This window comes from Methanomicrobia archaeon (assembly GCA_016930255.1).
Taxonomy (GTDB): Archaea; Halobacteriota; Syntropharchaeia; order Alkanophagales; family Methanospirareceae; genus JACGMN01.
Window position 1 is genome coordinate 30,265 of record JAFGHB010000022.1, and the last position, 25,328, is coordinate 55,592.

The 25,328-nt window shown below is 47.1% G+C and carries 30 protein-coding genes; 14 read left to right on the plus strand and 16 right to left on the minus strand.

What is annotated here, in order from left to right; all coding sequences use genetic code 11:
- Position 1 precedes the first annotated feature (1 nt).
- From JW878_03565 to JW878_03605, 9 genes are all read right to left on the minus strand, one after another.
- A complete protein-coding gene (locus JW878_03565; protein ID MBN1762146.1) occupies positions 2–475 on the minus strand; it encodes a hypothetical protein in 474 nt (157 codons plus the stop codon).
- 142 nt (positions 476–617) lie between these two features.
- Positions 618–1,037: a hypothetical protein gene (locus tag JW878_03570; GenBank protein MBN1762147.1), complete on the minus strand. Its 420-nt coding sequence runs from the start codon at positions 1,035–1,037 to the stop codon at positions 618–620.
- Positions 1,038–1,408: 371 nt separating this feature from the next.
- A complete protein-coding gene (locus JW878_03575) occupies positions 1,409–2,344 on the minus strand; it encodes a hypothetical protein (GenBank protein MBN1762148.1) in 936 nt (311 codons plus the stop codon).
- Positions 2,345–2,896: 552 nt separating this feature from the next.
- Entirely contained in the window at positions 2,897–3,730 is an 834-nt protein-coding gene (locus tag JW878_03580; protein ID MBN1762149.1) for a hypothetical protein, read from the minus strand.
- Positions 3,714–4,862 carry a C39 family peptidase gene (locus JW878_03585; protein ID MBN1762150.1) on the minus strand — a complete coding sequence of 383 codons (1,149 nt, stop codon included), beginning with the start codon at positions 4,860–4,862 and terminating at the stop codon, positions 3,714–3,716. The genes JW878_03580 and JW878_03585 overlap by 17 nt, the downstream gene beginning before the upstream one ends.
- Positions 4,863–5,252: 390 nt before the next feature.
- The gene (locus JW878_03590; GenBank protein MBN1762151.1) at positions 5,253–6,227 is read right to left on the minus strand and encodes a hypothetical protein; all 975 of its coding nucleotides are present in this window, start codon (positions 6,225–6,227) and stop codon (positions 5,253–5,255) included.
- Between the two features lie 15 nt (positions 6,228–6,242).
- Positions 6,243–6,998 carry a hypothetical protein gene (locus tag JW878_03595; GenBank protein ID MBN1762152.1) on the minus strand — a complete coding sequence of 252 codons (756 nt, stop codon included), beginning with the start codon at positions 6,996–6,998 and terminating at the stop codon, positions 6,243–6,245.
- Positions 6,999–7,539: 541 nt separating this feature from the next.
- Positions 7,540–8,361, minus strand: a complete 822-nt coding sequence (locus JW878_03600; GenBank protein MBN1762153.1) for a hypothetical protein — start codon at positions 8,359–8,361, stop codon at positions 7,540–7,542.
- A 490-nt stretch (positions 8,362–8,851) separates the two neighbouring features.
- Positions 8,852–9,631: an NAD+ synthase gene (locus JW878_03605; GenBank protein ID MBN1762154.1), complete on the minus strand. Its 780-nt coding sequence runs from the start codon at positions 9,629–9,631 to the stop codon at positions 8,852–8,854.
- A gap of 80 nt (positions 9,632–9,711) precedes the next feature.
- On the opposite strand from JW878_03605, the gene sppA reads away from it, so the two are divergent.
- On the plus strand, positions 9,712–10,455 hold the full coding sequence (gene sppA, locus JW878_03610) for a signal peptide peptidase SppA (protein ID MBN1762155.1): 744 nt from the start codon (positions 9,712–9,714) through the stop codon (positions 10,453–10,455).
- Positions 10,456–10,506: 51 nt separating this feature from the next.
- On the opposite strand, the gene JW878_03615 is transcribed toward sppA, so the two are convergent.
- Positions 10,507–10,845 carry a hypothetical protein gene (locus JW878_03615; GenBank protein ID MBN1762156.1) on the minus strand — a complete coding sequence of 113 codons (339 nt, stop codon included), beginning with the start codon at positions 10,843–10,845 and terminating at the stop codon, positions 10,507–10,509.
- 174 nt (positions 10,846–11,019) lie between these two features.
- Between JW878_03615 and JW878_03620 the strand changes: the two genes are divergently transcribed.
- Together JW878_03620 and JW878_03625 are read left to right on the plus strand one after the other, a co-directional pair.
- Positions 11,020–11,487, plus strand: coding sequence for a dCMP deaminase family protein (locus tag JW878_03620; protein MBN1762157.1), 468 nt, complete (start codon positions 11,020–11,022; stop codon positions 11,485–11,487).
- A gap of 7 nt (positions 11,488–11,494) precedes the next feature.
- Positions 11,495–11,899: a toprim domain-containing protein gene (locus tag JW878_03625; GenBank protein MBN1762158.1), complete on the plus strand. Its 405-nt coding sequence runs from the start codon at positions 11,495–11,497 to the stop codon at positions 11,897–11,899.
- On the opposite strand, the gene aroD is transcribed toward JW878_03625, so the two are convergent.
- Both aroD and JW878_03635 read right to left on the minus strand, forming a co-directional pair.
- Positions 11,892–12,611, minus strand: a complete 720-nt coding sequence (gene aroD / locus JW878_03630) for a type I 3-dehydroquinate dehydratase (protein ID MBN1762159.1) — start codon at positions 12,609–12,611, stop codon at positions 11,892–11,894. The two genes, JW878_03625 and aroD, sit on opposite strands and share 8 nt — an antisense overlap.
- A gap of 152 nt (positions 12,612–12,763) precedes the next feature.
- Complete coding sequence (locus JW878_03635; GenBank protein ID MBN1762160.1) at positions 12,764–13,390, minus strand: hypothetical protein; 627 nt, start codon at positions 13,388–13,390, stop codon at positions 12,764–12,766.
- Positions 13,391–13,593: 203 nt separating this feature from the next.
- Between JW878_03635 and JW878_03640 the strand changes: the two genes are divergently transcribed.
- The 10 genes from JW878_03640 (at position 13,594) to JW878_03685 (ending at position 21,939) form a co-directional block, all read left to right on the plus strand.
- Positions 13,594–14,727, plus strand: a complete 1,134-nt coding sequence (locus tag JW878_03640; GenBank protein ID MBN1762161.1) for a GNAT family N-acetyltransferase — start codon at positions 13,594–13,596, stop codon at positions 14,725–14,727.
- A 155-nt stretch (positions 14,728–14,882) separates the two neighbouring features.
- Positions 14,883–16,592, plus strand: a complete 1,710-nt coding sequence (locus tag JW878_03645) for an SIR2 family protein (protein ID MBN1762162.1) — start codon at positions 14,883–14,885, stop codon at positions 16,590–16,592.
- A 164-nt stretch (positions 16,593–16,756) separates the two neighbouring features.
- Positions 16,757–16,966, plus strand: coding sequence for a hypothetical protein (locus tag JW878_03650; GenBank protein ID MBN1762163.1), 210 nt, complete (start codon positions 16,757–16,759; stop codon positions 16,964–16,966).
- 276 nt (positions 16,967–17,242) lie between these two features.
- Positions 17,243–17,440, plus strand: coding sequence for a hypothetical protein (locus tag JW878_03655; protein MBN1762164.1), 198 nt, complete (start codon positions 17,243–17,245; stop codon positions 17,438–17,440).
- A 39-nt stretch (positions 17,441–17,479) separates the two neighbouring features.
- Positions 17,480–17,680, plus strand: a complete 201-nt coding sequence (locus JW878_03660) for a type II toxin-antitoxin system RelE/ParE family toxin (protein MBN1762165.1) — start codon at positions 17,480–17,482, stop codon at positions 17,678–17,680.
- A gap of 146 nt (positions 17,681–17,826) precedes the next feature.
- Positions 17,827–18,312, plus strand: coding sequence for a tRNA (N6-threonylcarbamoyladenosine(37)-N6)-methyltransferase TrmO (gene tsaA, locus JW878_03665; GenBank protein ID MBN1762166.1), 486 nt, complete (start codon positions 17,827–17,829; stop codon positions 18,310–18,312).
- A 103-nt stretch (positions 18,313–18,415) separates the two neighbouring features.
- The gene (locus JW878_03670; GenBank protein MBN1762167.1) at positions 18,416–19,081 is read left to right on the plus strand and encodes an NERD domain-containing protein; all 666 of its coding nucleotides are present in this window, start codon (positions 18,416–18,418) and stop codon (positions 19,079–19,081) included.
- A 430-nt stretch (positions 19,082–19,511) separates the two neighbouring features.
- Positions 19,512–20,168, plus strand: a complete 657-nt coding sequence (locus JW878_03675) for a DUF169 domain-containing protein (GenBank protein MBN1762168.1) — start codon at positions 19,512–19,514, stop codon at positions 20,166–20,168.
- A 110-nt stretch (positions 20,169–20,278) separates the two neighbouring features.
- Positions 20,279–20,707, plus strand: coding sequence for a class I SAM-dependent methyltransferase (locus tag JW878_03680; GenBank protein MBN1762169.1), 429 nt, complete (start codon positions 20,279–20,281; stop codon positions 20,705–20,707).
- Positions 20,708–21,078: 371 nt separating this feature from the next.
- Complete coding sequence (locus tag JW878_03685) at positions 21,079–21,939, plus strand: trypsin-like peptidase domain-containing protein (protein ID MBN1762170.1); 861 nt, start codon at positions 21,079–21,081, stop codon at positions 21,937–21,939.
- 159 nt (positions 21,940–22,098) lie between these two features.
- Here JW878_03685 and JW878_03690 read toward each other — a convergent pair whose 3' ends face one another.
- Entirely contained in the window at positions 22,099–22,605 is a 507-nt protein-coding gene (locus tag JW878_03690; protein MBN1762171.1) for a nucleoside-diphosphate kinase, read from the minus strand.
- Positions 22,606–22,930: 325 nt separating this feature from the next.
- Between JW878_03690 and JW878_03695 the strand changes: the two genes are divergently transcribed.
- On the plus strand, positions 22,931–23,578 hold the full coding sequence (locus JW878_03695; protein ID MBN1762172.1) for a DUF2202 domain-containing protein: 648 nt from the start codon (positions 22,931–22,933) through the stop codon (positions 23,576–23,578).
- Between the two features lie 118 nt (positions 23,579–23,696).
- On the opposite strand, the gene JW878_03700 is transcribed toward JW878_03695, so the two are convergent.
- The 3 genes from JW878_03700 to JW878_03710 form a co-directional block, all read right to left on the minus strand.
- On the minus strand, positions 23,697–24,380 hold the full coding sequence (locus JW878_03700) for a molybdopterin-dependent oxidoreductase (protein ID MBN1762173.1): 684 nt from the start codon (positions 24,378–24,380) through the stop codon (positions 23,697–23,699).
- A 127-nt stretch (positions 24,381–24,507) separates the two neighbouring features.
- A complete protein-coding gene (gene msrB / locus JW878_03705) occupies positions 24,508–24,948 on the minus strand; it encodes a peptide-methionine (R)-S-oxide reductase MsrB (protein ID MBN1762174.1) in 441 nt (146 codons plus the stop codon).
- A 149-nt stretch (positions 24,949–25,097) separates the two neighbouring features.
- A complete protein-coding gene (locus JW878_03710) occupies positions 25,098–25,298 on the minus strand; it encodes a DUF2769 domain-containing protein (protein MBN1762175.1) in 201 nt (66 codons plus the stop codon).
- Between the last annotated feature and the right edge of the window lie 30 nt (positions 25,299–25,328).

A 25,328-nucleotide genomic window follows, 5' to 3' on the forward strand; every position in this document is an offset into this window, starting at 1 on the left:
TTTAGCCCTCAAGAAGATCAGGATAAGCTCTGATCACAGTGCTCTCAGCTTTTAATAGGTTCAGTGTGTCTTCGATCTCTTTATACTGCACATTCTCATCAAATTCGATGTATATCCATTCAACTTCTTTTGCCTCCAGCGAGTATTTATCAAGATGCTCTTGAAGTTCCGTTATACTATATTCTCTATCATCTTTACCGAAACAATTTTCGAAGAAAACAAATATGTCTTCATCTTCCCGTTTTACTGCCGTGAGTTCTATCCGTTCCTCTTCCAATAAAGTCTCCTTTAACGTGTTAAACTCGGCCACGGGGATTACGGCGTAATAAAGCGGGCTGATCCAGTATACTCTTTTTGCGGTAAATGATACCGGTAGGTTCTCGCGCAAAAGCTCTTCGGTCCCAGACGTAATGTTATCATCTTTCAAACCTAAACGAATCCCACCAGCGTAAAGTCTACCCTCATACGTGTTCACTGCTATCACCCAAATAACGGCTGCTATGAGTACCAACACTACTACAATCACTAGATTTTTTTGTTCATGCCCTTTAATCCGCCTATCTTTACCTATTTCTTCTTCTCACTATATACCTGAACCAATAACGCCAATCGCACTCCTATCCCCGTCGCCTTCCACGGTATTTTACGAAAACTACCACCAACGATAGAAACACACATCCTGCCAGAATCCATAATAATATCGTTGTATTCGTAAAAATATCGTAAAAAGTATCACATAGTGATGGTTCGGGGCTTTCAGCCACGATAATCTCCCAACCATCGATCATCTCGTGGTGTAACCGCTCGTTCTCTGGTGTACGCTCGTAAACCCAGAGGGTAACTCTATATATTGACCTGTCTATGTCAGACGCAGCGATTTTCATCTCAGGGTCCTCTTTCCAGTTCTCTATTTGATCCCTGATCCAGGCTGCTTCTTCATCAGTTGCCGGTTCCGGAGCTAAGGTGGGTGCTGAACCGAGAGCGATACCTGTTGCTAGCACTGCTAAGATGATACCAATCGCACATAGCTCTTTCATCTTCTTCTATCACTCCCTAATGTTTTATAAGTGCTTATTATTTACCTTATGTTTATTTTTGTTGATATTACTCTCATCCTCTTTATTTCTATAAAAAGGGAAAAAAGCTAACCTCTAAAGAGGTTAGCAAAAATTGTCGTAGCTCCTTACCCCCGATGTTTTAAAGTATCATTCATTTTTTCTCTTTGTGTCTTCTTATTCCATTGGTCTGGTAGAGTCTTCGGCCACAATGATGTTCCAGCCATCGATCATCTCGCCGTGTAATCGCTCGTTCTCTGGTGTACGCTCATAAACTCAAAGGACAACCATCTTTTCCGCGTGATATATTGCAGTCGTGCTAATTCGCGTCTCCAGCATTTCTTATAATTCCCCTATTGCATCATATTTGTCTCAGCGGTGATCTCTGGTGACTTTTGGTCTTCTGCCACAATTATTTCCCATCCATCGATCATCTTTCTATGCAGTTGTTGGTTCTCCGATGTACGCTCATAAACCCACAGAGTAACTCTTTTTATCCCTCGGTCTATGTCCCATGCAGCAATTTGCATTTTGGGATTCTCTTTTAGGTCTTTTATCTTGGATTTCATCAAAGCTACGTCATCATCGGTCACTTGAGCCAAACTTATCTTACTACTTGATACGTTACAATTTTCATCTATATACCAGGAATAAGAGGTAGTCGCATCTATGTTGTCGCAACCGACATCGTTAGTGCTCTGAACTAAAACATACGTATCGTCCGTATCAGTGCCACAGGGCATCTGCCAATCCCCAGGCTCGATATCGTCCTCTCTATACTGAAAGAACCGCCAGTTATCAAAGTCACTCGTGCTGCCTCCCTCGTGCTCTGCGCAGACCGCATGATAAAATTCGAGATCGTTATTCCCTATGTAAGTATAATACACCGGGTCATCCTGACTTCCGTCATCCCAATCGGGATAGCAGTGCTCTGGATAAATGGCACTCCATTGCCAATAGCACTGCTCTATTTCATCCTCAAAAGCCGGCGCGTATTGACTCTCTCCTGACCACCGTATAATCGCATTGTGCCTACACACTGCATCATTCCAGCTTTCCGATCCTCCCTGGCAATCGGATTGTCCACCTCGATAGTCCTCTATTACACCGGTCACGTATCCCCTAGATTCAATATCTAGATTTTCATCGATTACCTTACCGCCACATCCACATCCTTCACATTCTGCTTCGGCTGTTTGGGAATCTCCTAGATAGAGTTGTGTAGATCCTAGAGCTACACCTGTTGCTATCACTACTAAAACACCAATCGTCCAAATCTTAGTCATCATTTTTTCCACATCACCCCCTAACTTTTTTGGGTACTTATAAAGCGCCCCTCCTCGGCGCTTCGCCTTCCTTCTGCGGCTTTTCGCCCGTCAGGGATTCGCACCCTGTACGGGCCTCTCCTGCTTTTTTCTACACCTCATCTTCGCGCTCCTGAGCGCGAAATGTTGTGAGTTGTTTCAGCTTTAACTTAGTTAATAACCTATAGCACATTTATTATTAACCGTTGCCAATATTGCCGAAGGAAATCAATATTAGCTAACGCTGTCAGTGATCTGCACACCAAATAAGTTTCCTATAATCAGCCACGAGACTATCTCTGAGGAATCGGCCGATTCACAGAGGATCTTGGTGATCCCCATAGATTTCACCTTTAGAAGGAGGGAGGATAATTAACAAGCTTTCTTTCCTTTCCGCTTCCATAAAATTATCCACCTTTGCTGCTCAAGCGCCCCTCCTCGACGCTCACTAATCACATCGTTCAACCCCTGATAAAACCATCTTTTCGTTCACATTCGCCGAACGAAAAGCGAAGGTTTAAATAAAAATTGTATTTTCTACTCTTCACTGGCTGGTGAAGGAGTCAAAAGCGATTTCTCCCATTGATGCCCAACGTTGATAACTTCCCCCTGTTCAATGTCAACGAAAACCATTAATGTGACATTTCCTATTTTTATCGGAACTACCGGGACTTCACCTGAAAAGTTCTCTTCGGGACCCGCTATCTCAATATGTGCTTTGCTTACATCCCCTATTTCGTATTCCTTGTTACGTATTTCTGCCCTAACCCGTTCATCCTTTAATGCAATTGCTATTGCATATCCCCTATCTTCTTCGCTTAAGTCGTGCTGCGGAGGCATCTCACCGTGCGTCAGATCTATTTCCGTAGCTAGCCCCCCGAAACGCTCCCATCGCCATTCTCCGTAATAAGGGTGCGGGGTAGCAAAATATCTTTTCCAATGAGCTTCTACTTGCACATCGTAGCTTTTACCGGCTTTTAAATCGAACGTATACTCAAAATGATAGGGTTGTCGATACTGTAACGTTATGTTTTCTGAGGAAGTTACCTCACGATCTCTACTATTAGGCACTCCAGCAAGCACGAGAATTCTCACGGGTAGGTCATCAGGCAGTGGTTCATCTTTGCTTGAACTTGAATACAGTGAGGAATCTTTATAGCGATAGGTAACATCTCCGGATAACGCCACCCGGTCCGTCGTTTCGTTGATACGAGTAACGTCCGTCCAGTTTAAATGCTCGATGTAGATATTACTATCTGGATTACTGATTATGATGAGGTTCGTATGGAATAAAAGAAGATAGAGGACAATCAATACCGGAACGCCAACGGCAATGATTGCCTCAATGATATTCTTATTTCTTGTTCTCATTTTTACTCTTCTGTTCCTTAACAGACGTAAACGTATCCGTTAGACCACTCGTCATCTCCGCATATATTCTCGTATACATTCTCTTCGAAGTTAAAAGATGCCTGCCTTGCCAATCGTACCATGACATCAAGTTTGTGCCCGTCCAGGTATTTGGGTCCCACAACGCGAAATTTTGCTGAGTGTCGTGATACCCACGTACAACAACGGCATGACAGTTCCCCCACTGGCTCTCCTCGGTTATATAAAGTGGCCATTCGGTGTTTATTCTCTGCATTACGTGATTTATAGTACTCAGTAGTGAGCCCTGGTAATCGCCTTTATAGCAAGGAACATCGACTTCGTCGAAGTAAAGTTCTGCTTCTGTGGGAGACATCGGAGCATAACCATTCCATACCCAAATGTCCCAGATATCTGGAGAATTGCTATTCCAATACTCTTCAAGCATTGCCGCACAGGTCTCACCACACGCTCTGCTGGCAGCATCGTAACCATGTCCATCGTAATACAACTCCCACTGACTACGCTGTGGTACATCAAGATATTTAGATCCTCTTGCGTCCATTGGTTGATCTGGATCATGAACGACCTCATCAATCAGACCGTCTGAAGTACCGCGAAAAGCTACCTCATACTTCGTCTCATCAATAACTACTGATCCATGCAAGCCCCCGATACTATCTTCGAAGAATTCACCTTTGAGGGAAATCTGATTGCTCTTGTCGCTTAATTCGACGGCACACGCATACATTCTTGTAGCACCTTCATATCTTGTCATCGTTTTACCATGGAGATCCCTGTAAATCGGCTTAGCATCTTTGGGGACATTCCATCCCACGAAAATTTTCTCTGCTTTCCCTTCAAGATCCACGGCGTATGGCGTATCATCAATGGTAATTGTACCTGCGAGCAAAAGGCAATTCTTCCCATCAATGGTACCGGATAGATACGCCTGAGCTGTTCTGTCCCCAGAAGGCTCGATTACTAGACCTCCTGGCTTATCTAAGCATAAAGTAATCTGCTTGCTTGTAGTAGCAGTTGATGCCGCATATTCTTTGGTCTGATCCTGAGCTATGGCCAGCCCGACACTGCATATCAGTATCCCTATTACGCCTATTACCCATATCTTCTTCATCTTCTTCTAGCACTTCCTAATTTTTGGTATTTCGCAAGCGCCCCTCCTCGGTGCCGCGCTTTCCTTCTTCGCCTTTTCGCCCGTCAGGGATTCGCACCCTGTACGGGCCTCTCCTGCTTTTTTCTACACCTCGTCTTCGCGCTCAGGAGCGCGAAATGCTGTGGCTTGTTTCAGCTTTAGATGATGAAATAATCTATAGCATATTTATTATTAACTGTGTTCGATATTACCGATAGAACTCAATATTAGCGAGTGCTTGCGGTGACCTGTACGTCAAACGAGTTCCTTATAATCTAGTGCATATTCTTTCAAACCTTTTTGACGCTTTTTGAATGACGTCCGGTGAAAAAACGTTCGCCAATCGAGTGATAGGAAAAATAAAAGGGGGAGTTAGTAAACCACCCCCAACGATTCCAGCTCTTCAGCTTGCACCGCGAGCACATAGTCGTGAAACGGCTCTTCCCTCCCTTCTGAATCAATGACCGTTCCAGTGAATGCGTATACCGGCAGAACAAAATCTTGTTTCGTTATTCGCGGTTCCATCCAATATCCAATGGATATCTCGTTGATAGTTGCTCGATCTGCCATCATCTCCAACGGTGGTTGTACACGGTTCTCGCCGGCAATTAGCTCTTTATATGCTTCTTCCGGTGTCTTTAGTGAAATTTCTCTGTAGGGCTCTATCGCTCTCCAATTCATTACTATTTCATGGACTTCACTATTATTACCTATGATCACTGCTAATTCATCGTGGCCATATACTGGTAGGCCGTTGACGCTTCGAGAAAACCGCACGGCTAAGGACACATCGTAGGATATGATGGGTTCACTTGAACCCGCTCTCCAAATCTCGTATGTTTCAGAAACGCCCACATTTTTGAACTCTGCGTCTTCGGGCAATAGTTTTCTGGTCGAAAGATAGTCAGAAGCGATCTCCTTTGCATCGTTTTCGGATGGTAGGATGGGCTGAGAGTCGACAGAAGCGGGATACTCCTTATAATACTGGATAGCTCCCGAAGCCTTATAAACGGTTACTTGCTTTCTTGTCCCTTCCGCCTCATCTACTAGACGAATCTTATCGTTTATACGAAGCTCTGCATTTTCAGTCAACCCAAATGTTCTACCAATGCCCTTTACGTAGTCGCTTGTAACCTCTGGAGTTACCGTTTTATATACAAGATATGAATCACGTATCTCCGGAAAGGTGGCATTCAGCACGAATGTTGTTTCAGCACCTTCCTCGGACGGAGGGAATAGACCGGGAACCGCGTTAGTTCCTGTGTGCTCAACCCAAACCGTTGCAGCCGCAAATAGCACTGCTACCGTGACGACTATCCCTAAGATTACCCATAGTTTTTGTGTCATTTTTTTTCTTCAATCCTAACTGCAACTATATGTCCACGTAGTATACCCTGAATTTACGGTTGGATCGGCGATAACAGAACCTTCACCCCAGATGTGGTCGTTCCCGCATGCTGAATTTTCGCCGATTATCCGTACCGTGTAATCTGAGCCATGTGTCTCGTCGATAGCGTGATACCACGCGTCTTTAACCGTCTCTCCGTCTAATAGATTATCTGCAAAATTACCGCCATCAACACAGTTCAGTGAAGAGGTTGTAAATCCACAGATCAAATGCACCCCATTGAGACCATAGTGGCTACCCTTAAACCTATCTGGCTTTTCTGTTGAGTGACAGCCATGTAAGGCAATCCACTCCAAATCGTGATCTCCCCATTCGATCTCGTTGAAAAAACTCACCCACTTCGTATAGGTTGAAAGCTCCAGTCTGTTATTTTGCGCATGCCCCTGGTACCAGGCAATGTCGACACCATCGATGTACGTGGAATCTTGCCCATCGTGTTGAAAGTGCTCTTCTTTCGTGTTAGTATTACCTTTATCAAATTTTCGAGTCCAGCCAGCACTGCCCAATCCATTATAAAATGCTTTAGCGGAATCATCACTATTTGGGAGATCACTGTGGGGCCAGCTATAATCTGTCACCCATTCAATGCCCACCTCAGGGGAGGTAGCATCGTTATCATCACCAGTCCCCGCAGTAGCACATGACATGAGAACCACCGAACTTACTGCTAGTATCAACGAAAGCTTCAAGCACACTGCTCTTCTTTTCATTTATAACACCTCCTAATTTTTTGGGTATTTATAAAGCGCCCCTCCTCGGCGCCTCGCCTTCCTTCTGCGGCTTTTCGCCCCTTCTTTGATATTTGATATTCTAAAGTTTGGCCTACACAACTAGCATTATCCACAAAATAGCACCTATAATGACAAGAAAAAATCCGAGTTTTTTGTTACTATTTATTAGTATAGCTCCAGTTCCTATAATACTGAGACAAATACCCGAGTATATCCAAAATCTAAATACTACTCCAAATACAATAATATCGTACATGAAAAGGAGCATAAATGGGAGAAAGCTCACCGCTAGCACCGAAGGTATTTTACGAGACCACCCGCTATAAATTCCAACTATGAGTGGTAATGCAATTCGTCCGATTTGCGCGTAAAGCGGTCCATATTTTGGAGATATTTGCAATATTACGGGGAAAAAAGGAAAGAGGAGGACTATAAAAAATACTAACAAAGTTAGTACCACGCTCCTCCATTTTATATGTTCATACTTCATGCGACTCTTCTCCTTCTATATTTTCATATTTCATGCGGTTAACTCGATAACTGGTGCTAACCCGTCGTTATCCCCCAAGTCATCATTGCCTAAGTCGGTATACCAAATATCTCCAACGAACCCTTCATCTGCAAAGTCATCCTTTACAAAATCTTCTGCGTCTTCATAGCTGATATATTGGTGTCCCGTTCCCGTCCAACGCTCATAGTGTACGTTGGCATCACTCCAGTCATCCGCCCAGTGAGGATCTGAATATTCACTGCCGAAAATCCGTATGTGATACCTGTACCCAAAGTAATCACCGTTTTCAAGTTGATAGTCTTGCACTTTCCAATAGGCTGTGCCACCATTCGCTGTGTCGTCGATGTACGTCCGCGCTGACCAACCTGTAGCACCATCCCATGTATTATCGATCCAATTCTGCATGTCATATTGAACATCCCAAGCGTTACCAGTATTATAAAATATCAGATTTATGGGATCATCTTCCACCCCGGGGGCGAGGACATCTTGATAAGCCCAAAAATTTATGCATTTCTCGCCGACTTTGACTAGCTTCAACTTGACTTCAATATCATCTGGAGTCTCTTCTAGCTCCTCAGCCCAATCCTTAATCGCTTGATTCACCAATTTTTCACCCTTTTCTCCCAAATTCTTTCGAAGGAAATTGAAATGCTCTTCGTTGGCTTCTAAGAATTCTTCCATACTTGGTTTCTTAATTGTTACGATCTCTTCCCTAATCTCTGAAGGGATCATCTTTTTGTTATTATCTGGAAGAACCGTAGCTGTTGTTGCAGCTATTGCAGTGATTAACACCGCTACAACGATTGTCGAGATAAGCGTCTTTTTCATTTTACCCTATCACCCCCTAACTTTTTTGGGTACTTATAAAGCGCCCCTCCTCGGCGCCTCGCCTTCCTTCTTCGCCTTTTCGCCCGTCAGGGATTCACACCCTGTACGGGCCTCTCCTGCTTTTTTCTACACCTCGTCTTCGCGCTTCTGAGCACGAAATGTTGTGAGTTATTTAAGCTTTAAATTAGTTAACATCCTATAGCCTATTTATTATTAACCGTTGCCAATATTGCTGCTAGGAAGTAGTATTAGCTAACGCGGTCAACGATATTAACGCTAGATAAGTTTCCTATAATCGGCTACGAGAACTATCCTGGGGGAATCTGCCGATTCAAAGAGGTTTCCGGTGATTTCCATGAACATCGCCTTTAGAAGGGGGAATTAACGAGTCTTCTTTCCTTTTCTATCCGATCCGATTCGCTTCCTATCTTCACCAAAACCAATAAGGCCACGGAAAAACAGTTCTTTGATCGCCTAGCGACATGCGGCATCACCTCAAAGATCGCTTGAAGATCGGTATCGCTTCCCGTTTATGCCGCGACGCTTCCACCATTCGTTTTACCCGTTCCACCACTTCGGATTCGTAACCGCTCGTGCTCTCTAAATCCCCCATTTCCAGTGCGGTAAGAGCACGATCCAAAGCCGCATAGCTCATACCGATCTCCGCTTCGTCTGTTTGGCCCGCCCAGAGACCTGCACTCGGCGCTTTCTCGATTATCTCTTCGGGAATGCCAAGCGCCTCCGCCAATTCCCGCTCTTCCGTCTTCAGCACGTCGCCGAGCGGCAGTATATCCGCAGCGCCATCGCCGTATTTGGTAAAATACCCAATAGAAAGCTCGCTCTTGTTCCCCGTGCCGACGACCAGATAGTTGAGCTGATTCGCGAAGTAATAAAGGCAGATCATCCGGAGACGCGGTTTGAGGTTCGCAATTGCCATATCTACGTCACCATCCACGTCACCATCGTGCGGGCGCTCTTCCACATCTAACAACTCCAGCAAGAGCGTGAAGACCGGTGTGAGGTCGATCTCCTTCGTCTCGATGCCAAACCGAGCGGCAACCAGCTTCGCATGTGCTACGTCTTCGTTACGTGAAAAGCACGGGAGTATCAAGCCCAAGGTGGTATCGGGAAACGCTCGTTTACATAACACGGCAACGACGGACGAGTCCAGTCCGCCACTCATGCCCACGACCACACCCCGGGCACCTGCTGCCTCCACGCGTTCTCGTATCCAGTCGCTTATACGCGATGCCAAGTCCGTTGGTTGCATACCCCTTCTCGCACCCTGCCCATCTACATTTATATCGGGAAGTACATGTTATAAGTTACCGTAAAGAATTTCACGAAACGATGAGGAATAAGGGTTTCATTGCAATTATACCCGTTAAAGGCACAATTACCGCCGAGGGTTCGTATTTCGGAGTTATGGCCACATCGCAAGAGATACTCTGGGCGATCGAGGATGCGGAGAAACGGAAGAAGGTAAAAGCAGTGGTATTCGAGATTAATTCGCCGGGCGGGACTCCCTTTGCCGCTAAGGAAGTAGCAACGCGTATAAAGGAGATGGAGAAGCCGACCGTAGCGTGGGTACGAGAATACGCGACCTCAGGCGCCTACTGGATTGCGAGTGCATGCAATGAAATTGTCGCCGATGAGTTGAGCACACTGGGCAGTATCGGCGTTTTGAGCATCAGACCGGATATTGGCGAGTTACTGAAGAAGTTCGGCATCGACGTGGAAACGCTCAAGACGGGCATGTATAAGGGGCTAGGGCTGCCGTACGAGAAGCCGACGGAGGAGGAACGGGAGTTGCTCACGAAGGAGCTGGACGAGATCAAGGATACGTTCTTGACCGCTATCGCTGAGAACCGGAACCTGAACGACGAGACCGTACAGGAATTAGCCACCGCCAAGGTGTATTTAGGACGGGAAGCACAGAAAATGGGTTTGGTCGACCATCTCGGCGGAAAGGACTTGGCGATCGCCCGGGCAAAGGAACGGAGCGGCATAAAACGTGAGAAGCTCCGGTATTATGAGGAGCGAAGGCGACGGGGATTTTTGCGACGGTTGATTGAAGAGCTGCTGCTGCGGTGACCGTATTGGATAGATGGATAGATGGAGGGGGTATTTGAATCCGATCTCAGCTTAATACGGCTCCCGATCGCCCCAAGACTCTTCGTCCTTACCGATTTGCGTCTTGTACGAATCAGAATCTTCGTGAATTCGTTCCATATAGCGCTTGCGCCACGTTTCGGCCTCTTGCTCGTGCTCTTCTCTCGCTGCTCGTTCTGCCACGTAGCGCTGTTTCCATTCCTCTACCTCGTTCAACGCTTCGTTAGAGAACCTGCCTTGGTTCCGCGCTTCCCATTGCGCCGTTTCGTAGTTATCACTCACGGTCTTGAGCCTTTTCGAGACCTGAGCTAACTTGACAAGTGCAATCAGCAAGCAAAGGAGGAGACCGAGCGCTATGAGCCACGCGATCATTTATTTGTTAGACCCCCAGGCATGAAGAACGTTTACAACCATTGGTTTCACTCCGAGCAGACCGCGAATTGTATGCTTTATTAAAGTTCCCTTCCTTTTAAAAGTACATATACACAGTACAGTACTGCGTTACGTTACTGGGCCATCCCGGCAGAGAACGGAGAGCGAACGATTATGCGTGAGAACGAAGCGAATGAGAAGCCGACAAGAATACCCTGGGACGACTACTGGATGAATATTGTCAACGACGTCGCGACGCGTTCGACCTGTTTGCGGAGAAAGATAGGCGCGTTAGTGGTGAAGAACGATATAATCGTTTCAACGGGCTATAACGGCGCACCACGAGGTTTTCCGCACTGTCTCGATGTCGGATGCCGGCGTGACAAACTGAATATCGCGTCAGGTGAACGACATGAAGAGTGCGTGGGCGTGCACGCGGAACAGAATGCGCTCTTACAAGCGGGTCGGGACGCGGACGGCGCGACGCTCTATGTCAATGCGTTTCCGTGCAAGATCTGCGCGAAACTGATAATAAACGCGGGGATACAGCGCGTCGTGATCTCCGGTGAATACAGCGATACAGAAGGGCTGGAGTATTTGAAGCAGGGTGGTATAACGCTTACCTTTATGCAGCGCGATTAACAGGCTTATGAACAAATCGAGTAGACCGCAGTACACGTTGGATTGCGAAACGTATACGGAGTTAGAGCGTGTAATAGAGGAGATGGACGATTCTGTCGACGCGGTTATTGTCGAGGGCGTCCGGGACAAAACGGCGCTGGAGGAACTGGGCATCACGAAGGAGATTATCATGTGCTCTTCGCGGCCGGATACCGAGTTCGTCGATTATCTCTGCAGTAGATACAAGCGCGTTACGATACTGACCGACTATGACCGCGCGGGCAAGAGCGTTAACAAGCGATTAATCGCACGGCTGGAACGCGCAGGTGTGAAGGTGGATAATCAGTACAGGGAGCGAATCGGACGGATTCTGGGGCTACGCGGCATGAAGGACATCGAATCGGTAAACTCGCTCAAGAAACGGATTATTTGACGCCTAAGAGCTCCAGCATGCTCCTGAGTTCCTTGACACTGAATTGGCCCGGTGCTACTGCTTCCTCACCTTCGATATACCCGTAGGTCAATACCGATCCGTACAGTGGCGCTATGAGACGCAGATGCTTACCCACAGGGCCCATACCGATCGTTGTGATCACCTTGCCCGTTTGTGTGAGCGTATCAGTAAGATCGAGTACCAGCAGTGCATCGCTGAATGTTTGCGGCGTCACCGCGATCTTCGCAATGCTCGCGCCCTCGTCGTACATGTGTGTAACGATCGCTTCGAGCTCCGAACGTGATGGCGTACCGTTAAAATCATGAAACGAGCAAATAACAGGAACGCGAAGGCTTTTCGCCTTCTCTACTAACATCTGTTTTTCCTCCGGCGGAGAAGAAAGCTCGATGTCTACCGCATCCACGTTAACGGTGTCGAGGATGCTGATGAGCAGTGCAATTCGCTCCAATTCGGTGCCAGTGAACGCGCCGCCTTCTTCCTTCCTTCTGTTCGTTGCAATCACCGGCACGTCGAGCTGCGATACGAATCCTTGTAGCTTCTTTATATCGCGATCTTCCTCGTTCATGAGGTCTATCCGCAATTCTATAGCGTCAGCGCCCTGGTCTCGCGCGCGCGTCGCGTCGTGGACGGACAGCGTGCTCAGTACGCCGACGATAACCGGTGCGTTTCCCAGTAATGCTAACGCGTTCATTTTTACTTACTTGCGGGTTGAAGCAGCACGAGAGCCGAGGTTGGTTCTTGTAGAGATGATTATTGGCCAAGCTTCTTAAGGATTTCGTGCCGGTCCTTACAACGAGACAACCCCGCGCCTTCTCCGCTTTACTTACTCACTCACTTACTCAGTTACGCTAAACTTTCGATAAACTCCTGCTCTAAAACGGGCGCAGGCACGATATCGAGGAACATGACGCACGATTCACGCAGAATCTCCAGAAATCGGTTCGCTTCGTCTTGCGATAAGCCATAAAATTCGGTGAGATCGCCAAACGGTGTCAGTACGATGCACGTGCCGACACTAGTGGTTTTACCCTTCGAGAATCTGTCTACTGAGACGTCCTTCAAAAACGTTTTGATCAATGCAGACGCGTCGTAATCAGCTATGGTCCCCGTCATTGCGGCGCGGTTCACGTGTCGAAGGTACACGTCTTTGAACGTCTCGTAAAAGTACCGCTCGATGTCGTCCAGAGCCTCGTCGAAGTCAGAGAACGAGGTGTTCTTGCATAACGCGTTGAGGAACTCTTCACCGGCGGCCAGCGCGTCCTTCAGCTCCTGCTCATCATCCTTCAGGAAAAGGGTAAGGAAGGGTTTCAATCGCGCTCCGAATAGAAACTCGTCGCTACGCAGCATCGGGACGTCAGTCCGGTAGCGCACCCGGAATCGTACTATCAGTGTCGTTAGGTAAACACCCAGTGCTTTCGCATCGGTGTCTATCCGCTCCTGCCCGAACCAGGATACCGGTTCTTCTGTCATCAGGTATAATAAAGGTGTGAGAGGATATTAGGTTTACGCGTCGCATCGTGTCGCGCCGTACTGCGCCACACCGCAGCACGGGGAACACTCTTTGTAGACGAGGACAGGAAGAGCTGAAACGGTGAATGACGGGCTTTTGAATGCTCAGCAGTCAGAGGGCAGAAACTTGTTTATCGGTAAACAATAGTATAGCTTAATAGGAGGTGATAGAACTGGTTCGCATTAGACCGTTCGAGGCAGGCGATACTACCCGGCTGTTAGCGATCGAGAAGTTGTGTCCGCACGGTAACGAGCAGTGCGCTGTGGGCGTGGACAAAAAATCGAGCATCACCGCACGCTATGCGCTGTATGATAACTGGAACGTCCTTGTAGCCGAAGCGGACGATGAGGATGATGAGGCTGAGGCGGGAGCTGGTGAAGTTGGTGGTTGGATCGGCTGGACGGTGAAGCAGTCGCCCACGCAGCACGAGCCGTACGTCTATCTCGCCGAGGTGATGGTGCATCCGGACTTCCGGCGAAAGGGGGTGGCTACCACCCTGGTGAACGAGGCGGAGCAGCATGCACAAGAAACGGGATCGAATCACCTGTATTGCTACATCTACGGCCCGAACGATGCGTCGAAAGCGTTGTTCGAGCAGCTGGGCTATTCGAGCATGAGAGCGCTCAAATCATGTGCCGTAACGGCCTATAAAAAAGCGGAGATCGCAGAGGATCACTATACGATCGAACGCGTTACGATACGAGATATTCCCGCGGTCGTGCGTCTTATCAACGAGTATTATGCAGGGTACGCGCACTTCGCGCCTTACACGCCTGAAGGGTTTGTTTCGCATCTGACCGGAATGCCGGGCTACGGCCTGGAGCGGTTCTGGGTCGCTCGCTCGCAAGACGGGGCGGATAGTGGTAGGGTGGTGGCCTGCGCGGGTTTATGGGATTGGTCAGTACTGGCAGAGATGTGCTATACGCACGAGCCGCGCCTGTGGAAGGTGATGCGCGCGCTCTATGGCTTCCTGAGCCTCTTTGGTCCCATGCCGCGGATACCAGCCGAGGGCGAGTATTTCAGGGTCTATTTCATGACCGATCACGCATTCGAGCCTGACCATGCCGCGGCGATGTCAGCCCTTATTAGCACGCTCAATAACGTCGTGCTCGATGCCAACCGCGATTTCTTCGTCGCCAATCTCGATCCGGACGACCCGCTCGTTGAGGTCATCAAAAAGTTCAAACCGCAGATCGATACGTGGCATATCTATGCCAAAGCGATCGAACGCGACGTTAAATCAGAACTACCAGCGTTCAGTCCCTTCTACGTTGATATCAGGGATTGTATTCTCTGAGTTCTTTTCGAAGCAAGGCGGTGAACCCCCCCATCGACATGGATAAGAAGGAGATGTTGCGGTAGAGAGTTATGAGTCTACAAAACAGTGATTATGCGAAAGATTTATAAATTGCTTCACCTAGATAAGAATCAGTTGTTTATGGAGTGAATAGAATGGAGGATAATATACAATCTTCACGGGTGATATTCTTTTTAGGTGCTGGTGCATCCGTTGCTGCTGGGGTTCCCGATACGTATTCCTTTGTTGAAGAATTTAGAGAGAGTATAAGTGACGCTGCTAAAAAAGAATCAATTAATCAAATAATCGAGACTCTAGAGGAGTGGAAAGGATCAGAGATTGACATTGAACTCTTATTAGAGACATTAACAAAACTTGAAAGGAAAGATGAAGAACCACTAACATCGTTTTTTAAAGAAGATAAGTTCGCTTTAAGCGATTTAACTCTAATAGAACCATTGATAAAAGATTTGAAAGATTTTATTAAAAGCAAAGCTATTGTATCAGAGGAGTCAATAAAATATTTGGAACCAATTCTTGGATTCTTGGAAGAACCTTTAGATATTATATCGGTGAATTATGACACCTGTATAGAGCAGTTCTGTAATGTTTACAGACGTGTCTATCAGGATGGTTTTGAACTTGAATGGAATCCAAAGACTTTTGCTAAGGAACACACAGATATTCGTCTTTATAAGTTACATGGATCAGTAATGTGGTATCAAAGCGACAAAGCAGGTTACGTCAAAGTACCTATTAGGACAATGGAAAGCGAAATAGAACTTATTACTCGTGAGAAAGCTATTAACCTCATGCTTTACCCAATGCAAAAGTGGGATTATGCCGAACCGCTTTTAGAACTGCTCGTGGAGATAAAACATCGTCTTGAGTCAGAAACGTGCAAGTTTTTGGTTATCGTGGGGTATTCTTTCAGAGATGAACATATCAGAAGGCTACTTTGGGATGCAGCGAGGAAAAACAAAAAACTCACGTGTATATTGATAGATCCGAAGGCATATCAGATTTACTCTAATAAACTTAAATATTATGATGATGCGTCAAAAATTCCCTCATCATTGTATGAACGTGTTGTTTGTTTGCCGTATAAATTTGAGAAAGTATTCCCTTCCGTCAAAAATTATTACTTACTCAATCTGCAGAATGGTCTTGGTCGTTATGATTCTTTACGTCAACAAGAAACCATTGAGGGTAAAAAGATAGACTGGATTGCTTGCATCCCTGAGTTGGTAAATGCAGAACATTGTGAAATAGTAGAGCACTTACTTGATCGAATTAATGTAACTAAATTTGAAAGAAATTTAGAATTGAACCTTAATTTGCTACTGAAAATGTTTGTTAATTACTCAGCCAGTAACCAAACAGAGAAGGCAGCTGAATATTTCCAAAAATTCATTAGTTTTCTTCAAACAATCTTTGTGGAAAGATTAGATCTAGAGGTTTCGAGAGAGCCTAGATTCCCTTCTATTCTGTGGAATTGCATTCCCACCGATTCAGGTAGGAGTTATCATGATACGAACCAAATAAAGATATTCATTGAAAATTTGTTTGATTTTTGTAACGAGAGAGTAGAGTGGGTTCAAGAGTCAAGCGATGATTTTTGGAAGGTTAACGAAACGCTAAACTCACTAAATATATATCTGGAGGAGTTTGTAGATGAAACCAAGGATTTTGGAGCGTATATTACTCTGAGGACTAAAGAAATAGCGGATGTCGTAGGGGATGTCGAAGAATTTAGAAAAAAATACCAAGGAAAAGCGCTTGCGTCGAATGAAGAACAAAATGAGCTGAGATCAAAGATTGTGAACATCGAGAAAAACATTTTAACAGGAATTTTAGGGGAGTAGTTAACGTCAAATTTTTGACGGATTCACACTACCTATTACAAAGGCATTGGATTATGGTATTAAGCAGTAAAAGAGACTTCAAATCACATCGCATGGTAATGATCAGGATTAAAAAAATAACTACGAATAACCTCAAGTTGATTATAGGAGCATCGTAACCGAAAATGAGTGATTGGATTGTCGGCTATCTCATGGGCATGGCCGCTGGTATCGCTGTAGGGTTTGCGAGTGGCCTGGCAGCGGGCAAGAAGCAGAAACCGTGGTCTGAACTGACCGAGCAGGAAAAGAAGATGCGGAAGCTCCTCATCGGTACAGGAATCGCTCTTCTGGTGTTGGGCGTTGTTGTCTTCGCAGTACTTACGTTCGGGCTCTAAGTTCGCGCGTTAGAAGTTATCCTTTCTGTGCTCTGGTCAGGGCAATTCCGTTATTTAAAGCTGCCCGAACCGAAAAGAGGAACGGACTATTGCAGAAGTGGGGGGACACCGCCTGAGCAAAGTACTGACTGCATGCAACCGATCCCGGAAGATAATGGTGCAGTGCGGTGCGGTGAGGTAAGAACGCGCATAAGGAACCAGGTATCTTCCAGTCTGGTCGAGCAAGGTAAGTATAAAATATCCGCATCCCAATTGTAGACAAGGGAGTGTTTACGTATGGAGACGAAAGTGAAAGATTTGACTGTTACTGAACTGCAATCGTTAATAACCGATACAATCAGAGGTGCCCTAGAAGACGTCATCGAGGATATAGTAGCGCTCTCAAGTGACGAGCATCTCCGCTCTATTGCAGAGGCACGACGCGATTATAAAGAAGGTAACGTGAAGCCGCTTGAGGATATCCTTGATGTATAAGATCGTAGTTACCCAGCGGGCGCTGAGAGACCTGGAGACATTGAGAGGAATACGCAACAGAGAATCACGCTGAAACTCAAGGAATACGCTGAAGAGCCTCTTACGTATGCACGAAAGTTAATCCACACTAAAATAGGAACGTACCGATTCAGAATTGGAGATTACCGTGTCATCTTTGATATTGAGGACGAGTACCTGGTAATTTTGAGAATCGGGCATCGAAGTAGTATTTACAAATAGTGAGATAGAACTATTTAATGGATAAAGATTCATTCATTTGGATTGGTCCGCAGTATTCTGAGTCCTACATGTAGCTATCACACGCTGCCAGTACAAAGGTGAGGGTAGAGTTATCTTAACCAAATCCCGTCATATCAGTAACCACTATGAATGAAATACGATACGCGCCAATTGGAGTTATCCATTCACCGTTCAAAGAGCCGCAGAGCATGCCCATACAGGCCGCAGCCGCACACGATGTCGAGGGCACGGTTGAGATCTTTCCGGAATACGCGGACGGGCTCACCGACATAGAAGGCTTCTCGCATATCTATCTGATCTTTCATTTCCATCTTTCGCACGGCTATTCCTTAACGGTAAAGCCCTATCTCGACGATCAGTTACACGGCGTCTTTGTTACCCGGGCACCGGCACGTCCCAACCCTATCGGCCTATCGATTGTGCGGCTCCTCAAAGTAGAGGGCGTGAAACTCTACGTTCGCGATCTCGATATCGTCGATGGTACGCCGCTTTTGGACATCAAGCCGTACGTTCCTGAATTCGACGCCCGAGAAGTAGAGAAGATCGGGTGGCTTAACCAGCACGTGCATAAGCTGCATACAACAAAAGATGACGGGCGATTCATACTATAAACCCGCCCCGAAACCCTCCCCTCCGTAAGCAGCGCTGAAAGAAGCTTCTACCTGCCCCTAAAGAGGAACCTTTATATGTCCTGGCGCGTCGATAGAAATAACCATGGCAACCGTGTTAAAACAGCAAGAAAGCCTTAACGCAGCCTTTTATAAAAGAGCTGGCGTTGGTTTCGCATGCGCGGGCATCGGCGTGATCATCATCATATTTTTTACTCGAGCTGTGGTTGTTGGCGGCTTCTTACTTATCGCAGGAACGGTTTTGATACGAGGAGGGCATAAATTTCACCTCGGTGCAGTGGGCGAAAATCGCGTGGCGAACGTACTGGCCCGCTTCCCTGACGAGTGGTTTATCTTCAATGACATGGTTGTCGGACGTTCTCAAATTGATCACCTTGTTGTCGCTCCTGTTGGCGTTTTCACCATCGAGACAAAGAACTACCGGGGCACGATCTACGGAAACGCGGCAAAGCAGAAGTGGTCCCAGGTTATCAACCATCACGAAACAACTTTCTATAACCCGGTTAAGCAAGGGATCGGTCATTCTGTAGCATTGAGCAAATTCCTCGCGGAATGCGGTTTAAAGAACGTCTGGGTTGACACGATCGTGGTTTTCGCCGAGCCACGGGTGAATCTTAAGGTGTTCTCGCCCAAAGTGCCGGTAATCTATCTATCCGAATTACGTGAATTGTTAAACAAGCAAAAACAGGTTATGGACTCTGGCTACTGCACTAAGATCGCTACCTGCGTGTCCACGTTAATTCCTGCTTAGTGTAAGTAAAGAACAGGCCTCGTTGAAGTCATTACATTACCGCTTTCTGCTTTGAGCGTGATAAGCGGCGAAAAAAACAAATCGGCTGAGAAAGAAGTAGCACCCCCTTTATAAGCAGGTATAAAAAACAGCAGCTCTACTGCTCATTCATTCATTTCTTATTTCTCCGCTTTAGCTTCAACATTGGCTTTAAACACGCCGCAGCCAGCCGACATAGTTAGTCCTGCTCATACCAGCTCGTCATATTCATCCGAGCACCGTCACGCTCGTCAAAGTACGTGCATCTCCTGCCCGTCTTGCCTTGTATAAGTCCTTCATTGTCTTATTCGTTAGAATTCCGTACCTCACACGCCGTTGTCCCAAGAAGTAAAAAAACAGAAGGTTTATCCCTTAGGATAGGATATAGAAAATCCGGTGGTGATGAAAACACATGTATGCCGAACTCTCAAATAAACTAAAGGGTATTCTGAGGCTCGAAAGCTCTCCGATTGCTATTGCGTTCTCTACCGAACCTCCGGAAGGCGTTGAACAACTGAAAGGGCGAATGAGACTCTGTCAAATGCTCGATAAAGTCAGACTTGACGGAGAATCGTTCTATACGGTCTACGAGAACCATGAGTGTGACGGAGGCGCTTATAGCTGTGGGATGATAACGCCGAGTGAACGGCTGAAGACCGGCGAGTTCCTTGCCCGGGATTTGGGGCTCTTTGGCTCTACGAGAGCTGCAAGGCGATTTATCAGCTCGATCCCGAGAATCGAACCAGAAACCGTCAAAGTGGTTTCTTTTTCGCCGCTCGAATCCGCAACATTTGAACCTGACATCGTTGTTCTCATCTGCAATGCGAAGCAAGGCATGAAAATCGCCGAGGCCGCTGCATACGAATCGGGTAAGAATACCCTGGGCTTAACAGGGCCGCCTATCTGTTCAGCAGTGGTTGCTTACCCCTTTTTGTCCGGAGAAGTTGTTTACAGCCTGGGTGATATGGGTGCAAGGAGGTCTATGAAACTCAAAGATGAGGATATCTTCGTTGCGATACCCGCAGAGCTGTTGCCCGAGATCGTGGCGAATCTTGGAAAACTGAGATAGAGTTAGTTGCAATGAACCTTCTTTCCTCGCGCTTGTTCGGTCTACGCGTAACCTTCTCGCACCCGTTATCTTTAGGTTAGTAAAACTCTAATGCAGTTTCACCGAGAAGAATGAAAATCGAGAGCATTCCCGCCCTGGGATCTTATATCTACGCATTTATTGCGCGCAAGAGCCCGCCGTTACGGGACTTGTGTAAAGCGGTGGCGGCTGAGGTTACCGGAACGATCACCGCAGGACGGATATTGGATATCGGAACCGGCCCGGGCTATCTGCTTATCGAGATCGCTGCACGCGCGCCCGGTTTAGAACTCGACGGTATTGACCTCTCGCCCGCAATGGTGAAAATAGCGCGTAAAAACGCAGCAAAGAAGGGCGTTGCGGACCACGTGCGGTTTCAACGCGCGAATGCCGCCGATCTGCCCTTTGACGATGGCTCTTTCGACTTAATCCTAAGCACGCTCAGCTTCCATCACTGGTCACGACCGCTCGAGTGCCTCACGGAGATTCGTCGTGTCCTCAAAGCGCAGCACGAAGCCTAGATCTATGACGCGCGGCGCGATACCACGAACGAGGTCAATGCAGCATTCAGAAATGAATATGGCCGGTTCTTAGCGTTCCTCTTCCTGAGGCTCGTACGGGCGCACTCATCGGTCACCTTACGCGAGCTGGAAATGCTGCTCGCTGCTCCTGAACTGCGCTTCGCGCGAGCTACCATCATTGATCGTGGCGTCTTCCTTAAATTGCAACTCGTGAAGTAAAGTGTAGTGAAGTGAACCAATAAAAGAGGACGCTTCGCCTACCTTAACGTACGTCTCGGTAACGGGTGTGCATAAAGCGAACTTTATTTTATATATAATGGGATCTAACTATAGAGCGATACTTAATTGCGAGATGGGGGTGATAAGAAGCAATGGTGGTTGAACAAATCTCTCGTTCTACCACACCGGTCGTCCTTGCCAAAGGCGATACGGTGGTCTCACAGGGTACCGGTTTCTTTTATTTATACCTGCATCGGAACCTCAATCTTAAAATTCTCTACCTCGTTACCGCGTATCACGTTCTGACCGGCTCGAGCCCGTCAGAGCAAAAGCCGCCTCAAGGCGACAGCATCACGTTCCAGTTTCATCGTTCCGCGGAAGTACCCGGCGATATTAAGATCGTGCACCTCCCCTTGTTTACGAAGGACGAGAAACCACGTTGGATAACAAGTTCATCCTGTCCTGAAGCCGATTTAGCGGTAATACCACTCCTCAACACCCTGTACAACGGCTGCGACGTAAAAGCGCTCTCCCCGGAATGGGCCGAGGGCGATATAAAGATCAGACCAGCGACGACCGTGACGCTGGTCGGGTATCCGGACGGATTTTATGACAAAACGAATGCGCTGCCCGTCTGGCACACGGGAAGTGTGGCAAGTGAACCCGAAATTGATTTCGATGCCAAACCTCTGTTTCTCGTAGACGTGTCTGCCGTTTCCGGTATGTCCGGCGCTCCCGTCTTCGCCATATCCTATGGCACGTATCAACGGAAGAACGGCAGTATAAAGGGAGAGGTTCAAAAGTTCCTGGGTCTCTACGCACACACGAGTGGGAAGCCTGGGGGTAAGGAGAAGTATCTCGAATTAGAAGAAAGCCACGACAAGAAATCAGGCCTTGTCGAGTACGAAGCTCGTACGATAGGTCATGTCTGGAAAGCGAGTCTCATTAAACAGACATTAGACAGTATTGATTTCGACCAGTATAATAAGGAGATCCTGGTGAATTTTATGTAATTGCGGCATGTTGCCGTTGCCGTTGCCGTTGCCGATAGATCGCTCGCTCTACTCTCTACGCTCAAAAATGTTATTTGTACATTCCATCCGCTAATTACGCGTTGACCTGAAAAGAACCAATTGAACCCACAAACGTTTTCTCTCGTATCGGCACCCTCGTTATCGCGCCCACTCCCGCCTCATGCAGTTCTCGATGGCAACATCCTTTGTGGGATATAAATCGAGGATTATTTCATCGGGACGGAACCACAGTTTTATCTCGCGCTCTGCCTCTGTTTCATCGGAAGAGACATGAATGACATTCTCAAAAAGGCCTGATCTAAGTATTCTACCGTACCCGCCCCGGATAGAGGTCGGTTCTGCCTCTTCGGGATTGGTTGCGCCGGCAAGTTCTCTGCATTTTCTTATCGCGTCCTCACCCCAATAAACCAACGCCATCACTTTCCTGCAGCTGTGCAGTTCCCCCTGTATATACCGTATCAACTCTTCAAAGAACGGCTCATCTTTAAGGTGCCCATAGTGCTCCTCCGCCAACTCCCGTGAGACACGCACCATTTTCGCCGCCACAATCTTCAGCTTTGCTTCTGATAATCTCGTTAAAATGTTCCCGGTCAACGATTTTCTCAACCCATCTGGCTTGATGAGAACTAATACCGCCTGATCCATACGTTTTGCCTCGTTCTTACGTTCTCCCTTCTCAGTTATAAAACTGAGTGCTGTCTATAATTTTTCAGTACTCTTACCGCTCGTGCTACAAAAGAGGAAGGCAATAGGTCTCAATACGTCCGTCCGTCAGCGTTAAATAAATAGCGGGACAGGTGCTAAATCCGAAGCAAGATAGAACGCATGGGTGCTTACATGATATAAAGCCACCAAAAGCGAAAGCTTTATTTGAGTGCTGAACTAATTGAGGTAACGCAGGAGGATACTGCTAGTATAAGACATGAATAAAAAACCTGTGGCGGTGGGAGTTGTGGTGGTTGTCGTCGTAATGATGCTGGGCTTTTACGTTTGGGGAGGTTTCCAGAAAACGAACGATATGACAACTGTCGATGAGAGCGGTAGTACGTCCATCGATGAACCCGTTCTGAGATCCACAATTGATCAAATGCCTGTGGAAGTCCTAAGCGATGCTGAAAAGGCGGGCATCCTGTATATGCGCGAAGAGGAAAAATTAGCCCACGACGTGTACCTCACGCTCTACGAGCAGTGGAATCTACCAATTTTTAATAACATTGCGCGGTCTGAACAGACCCATACTGATGCGGTTAAGACGCTTATCGATAAATATGGATTGGTCGACCCGGCTACGGCTACAATCGGATCGTTCAGCAACCCTGAACTTCAAGCGCTCTACGAAAACCTTGTCAATGATGGAAGCATATCATTGCAAGACGCACTCAACGTTGGCGCTGCGGTAGAGGAAATTGACATACTTGATTTGCAAGAGTACCTTGCAGAGACCGATAACGAGGACATAACGCTGGTGTACGAAAACCTGATGAAGGGATCACGAAATCACTTACGGGCTTTTGTTTCAACCCTCGAACGGCAAGGTTACGACTATACACCGCAATACCTGAGCCAAGAAGAATTTGATGCGATCGTAAGCAGCCCCTTAGAACGAGGACGGTCCTGATTCTTATCCCCACCCAAAATGGCTGGGGGCTATACAAAAGGGGATAATGGACTGTACAGCCCGTAGTGAAAACCGTGCGAGAGGTCGCCGAAACGGCTCGGGAGGAAGCAAGTGGTAACTACCGCCCCAAAAAGCTTTCAGTTACATTACCCGTGTTCGAATAGCCGCGGCTTTCCCAGTAGCCTCGGTACGTAACGTCGTCCGATAATTCGATCTCCGTTATCCATTTTATCCACTTGTAGCCCCATTTACTCTCTGCTACGAGCTCGAACGGGAACCCGCGCTCTGGCGGAAGCGTAACGTTGTTCATTTTATACGCCATGATGATATCATTATCCTGGATATACTCAAGCGGAAAAGACGTGGTGTAGCCGTCATAGGCGTGGAATATAACGACCGTTGCATTTGAGTCGGGATTCGCTTCCTGTAGTAAATCCCCAACCAACACACCCTCCCAGAGAATCGTTACACCCCAGCCCTCGACGCAGTCCAATCGCACCACTTTTTTCCGGGGGTCGAAGGCACCAACGACCTCATCATACGAATACGTTTGAGGATTCTCCACAAGACCCGTGATTCTAAGCGCATAGCTCTCTTTGTCTACGTGCTGCGGGCCTTTTATCGAATTCTCTCGGAAATCATCGATCGAAGAAAGGTCTTCGCCTTCATACGCGGTAATCTCAACATAATCCACGGGTTCTGCTTCTTCTGCTTCTTCTTGTTGAACGCAGCCACTGAACAAAATGCTCGCTGCAATGACGAATACCAGAAAACCAAAAGTGAGGAACTTCGAGTGCTTCATGGTTTTTCAGGTCTATACTAATGAGATTGTACTGGTCGGTTAAAAAGTTTTGTGAACGGAAACCCGTTAAGGTCGAAACGTCGACGTGAGTATGGAGTGTAGAGAGAAATCGAACCGGATAAGAGCGTTACGTGAGTTGCTGGTTATTCACGTGCGTGCTCATGCTACTGCTACTGGTCACCCACTCTCCCGCCTTGAAATCCAATGCTAACGAGTTGATGCAGTATCGTTTCCCGGTTGGTTTCGGGCCGTCGTCAAATAAGTGGCCGAGGTGACTGCCGCAGTTCTTACAGACAATCTCCGTACGTTCCTCATCAAATCTCGTATCGGGCTTCAACTCCACGGCATCCTGAACAACATCAAAGAAACTCGGCCAGCCACAGCCCGAATCGAATTTTGTATCCGATTCAAATACCTTATTGCCGCACGCTTTGCAATAATAGCTCCCACGTGCCTTGGTTTTATAATACTCCCCACTAAATGCAGTCTCGGTACCTCTCTCCCTCAAGATATGATACTCCTCGGGCGTCAGTTTCTTTTTGTACTCCGCTTCGCTTCTTCTCTTCATGGTACGTACGGTACTTATGTAAAGCTTCTCCTAGCAATTACTGGTCACTTCAGGGCCGGGTTATCGCCCACCCGCCCGTTATTTAAGAGAGGCGGCATATCGCCCAATCACTGCAGTGCTTTGCGAGTCTGTATCGCGTGATGTAATAGTTACAGCCCTGATTGTTCTTTGTCTGATCCTCGTGTACAATAAAAGCCGTGTGTAAGCCCCATCTCCGCTGTTACCGGGCATCTACCACAGATGCAGCCTTCTTCTTCGGTAATACAGGTGCTCTTCCCTATCGTCGGGAAACAAAATCCGCCTTTTTCTCCACATTCAACCCAGCTTGGACATCCCGCACAGATGCACATGCTTAAAACCATCTTCTTCTTCCCTTCCAG

What these genes read in the sequence shown, in the direction of transcription:
- JW878_03695 (MBN1762172.1), top strand. Translation starts at nt 22,931, where the DNA reads ATGATGCTGGGCTTTTACGTTTGGGGAGGTTTCCAGAAAACGAACGAT.
- JW878_03570 (MBN1762147.1), bottom strand. Translation starts at nt 1,037, where the DNA reads ATGAAAGAGCTATGTGCGATTGGTATCATCTTAGCAGTGCTAGCAACA.
- JW878_03615 (MBN1762156.1), bottom strand. Translation starts at nt 10,845, where the DNA reads ATGATCGCGTGGCTCATAGCGCTCGGTCTCCTCCTTTGCTTGCTGATT.
- JW878_03650 (MBN1762163.1), top strand. Translation starts at nt 16,757, where the DNA reads ATGAGTGATTGGATTGTCGGCTATCTCATGGGCATGGCCGCTGGTATC.
- JW878_03700 (MBN1762173.1), bottom strand. Translation starts at nt 24,380, where the DNA reads ATGAAGCACTCGAAGTTCCTCACTTTTGGTTTTCTGGTATTCGTCATT.
- JW878_03635 (MBN1762160.1), bottom strand. Translation starts at nt 13,390, where the DNA reads ATGACAGAAGAACCGGTATCCTGGTTCGGGCAGGAGCGGATAGACACC.
- sppA (MBN1762155.1), top strand. Translation starts at nt 9,712, where the DNA reads ATGAGGAATAAGGGTTTCATTGCAATTATACCCGTTAAAGGCACAATT.
- JW878_03620 (MBN1762157.1), top strand. Translation starts at nt 11,020, where the DNA reads ATGCGTGAGAACGAAGCGAATGAGAAGCCGACAAGAATACCCTGGGAC.
- JW878_03710 (MBN1762175.1), bottom strand. Translation starts at nt 25,298, where the DNA reads ATGTGCATCTGTGCGGGATGTCCAAGCTGGGTTGAATGTGGAGAAAAA.
- JW878_03625 (MBN1762158.1), top strand. Translation starts at nt 11,495, where the DNA reads ATGAACAAATCGAGTAGACCGCAGTACACGTTGGATTGCGAAACGTAT.
- JW878_03605 (MBN1762154.1), bottom strand. Translation starts at nt 9,631, where the DNA reads ATGCAACCAACGGACTTGGCATCGCGTATAAGCGACTGGATACGAGAA.
- JW878_03600 (MBN1762153.1), bottom strand. Translation starts at nt 8,361, where the DNA reads ATGAAAAAGACGCTTATCTCGACAATCGTTGTAGCGGTGTTAATCACT.
- JW878_03595 (MBN1762152.1), bottom strand. Translation starts at nt 6,998, where the DNA reads ATGAAAAGAAGAGCAGTGTGCTTGAAGCTTTCGTTGATACTAGCAGTA.
- JW878_03580 (MBN1762149.1), bottom strand. Translation starts at nt 3,730, where the DNA reads ATGAGAACAAGAAATAAGAATATCATTGAGGCAATCATTGCCGTTGGC.
- JW878_03590 (MBN1762151.1), bottom strand. Translation starts at nt 6,227, where the DNA reads ATGACACAAAAACTATGGGTAATCTTAGGGATAGTCGTCACGGTAGCA.
- JW878_03670 (MBN1762167.1), top strand. Translation starts at nt 18,416, where the DNA reads ATGGCAACCGTGTTAAAACAGCAAGAAAGCCTTAACGCAGCCTTTTAT.
- JW878_03685 (MBN1762170.1), top strand. Translation starts at nt 21,079, where the DNA reads ATGGTGGTTGAACAAATCTCTCGTTCTACCACACCGGTCGTCCTTGCC.
- JW878_03655 (MBN1762164.1), top strand. Translation starts at nt 17,243, where the DNA reads ATGGAGACGAAAGTGAAAGATTTGACTGTTACTGAACTGCAATCGTTA.
- JW878_03575 (MBN1762148.1), bottom strand. Translation starts at nt 2,344, where the DNA reads ATGATGACTAAGATTTGGACGATTGGTGTTTTAGTAGTGATAGCAACA.
- JW878_03690 (MBN1762171.1), bottom strand. Translation starts at nt 22,605, where the DNA reads ATGGATCAGGCGGTATTAGTTCTCATCAAGCCAGATGGGTTGAGAAAA.
- tsaA (MBN1762166.1), top strand. Translation starts at nt 17,827, where the DNA reads ATGAATGAAATACGATACGCGCCAATTGGAGTTATCCATTCACCGTTC.
- JW878_03680 (MBN1762169.1), top strand. Translation starts at nt 20,279, where the DNA reads ATGAAAATCGAGAGCATTCCCGCCCTGGGATCTTATATCTACGCATTT.
- JW878_03585 (MBN1762150.1), bottom strand. Translation starts at nt 4,862, where the DNA reads ATGAAGAAGATATGGGTAATAGGCGTAATAGGGATACTGATATGCAGT.
- JW878_03645 (MBN1762162.1), top strand. Translation starts at nt 14,883, where the DNA reads ATGGAGGATAATATACAATCTTCACGGGTGATATTCTTTTTAGGTGCT.
- aroD (MBN1762159.1), bottom strand. Translation starts at nt 12,611, where the DNA reads ATGAACGCGTTAGCATTACTGGGAAACGCACCGGTTATCGTCGGCGTA.
- JW878_03675 (MBN1762168.1), top strand. Translation starts at nt 19,512, where the DNA reads ATGTATGCCGAACTCTCAAATAAACTAAAGGGTATTCTGAGGCTCGAA.
- msrB (MBN1762174.1), bottom strand. Translation starts at nt 24,948, where the DNA reads ATGAAGAGAAGAAGCGAAGCGGAGTACAAAAAGAAACTGACGCCCGAG.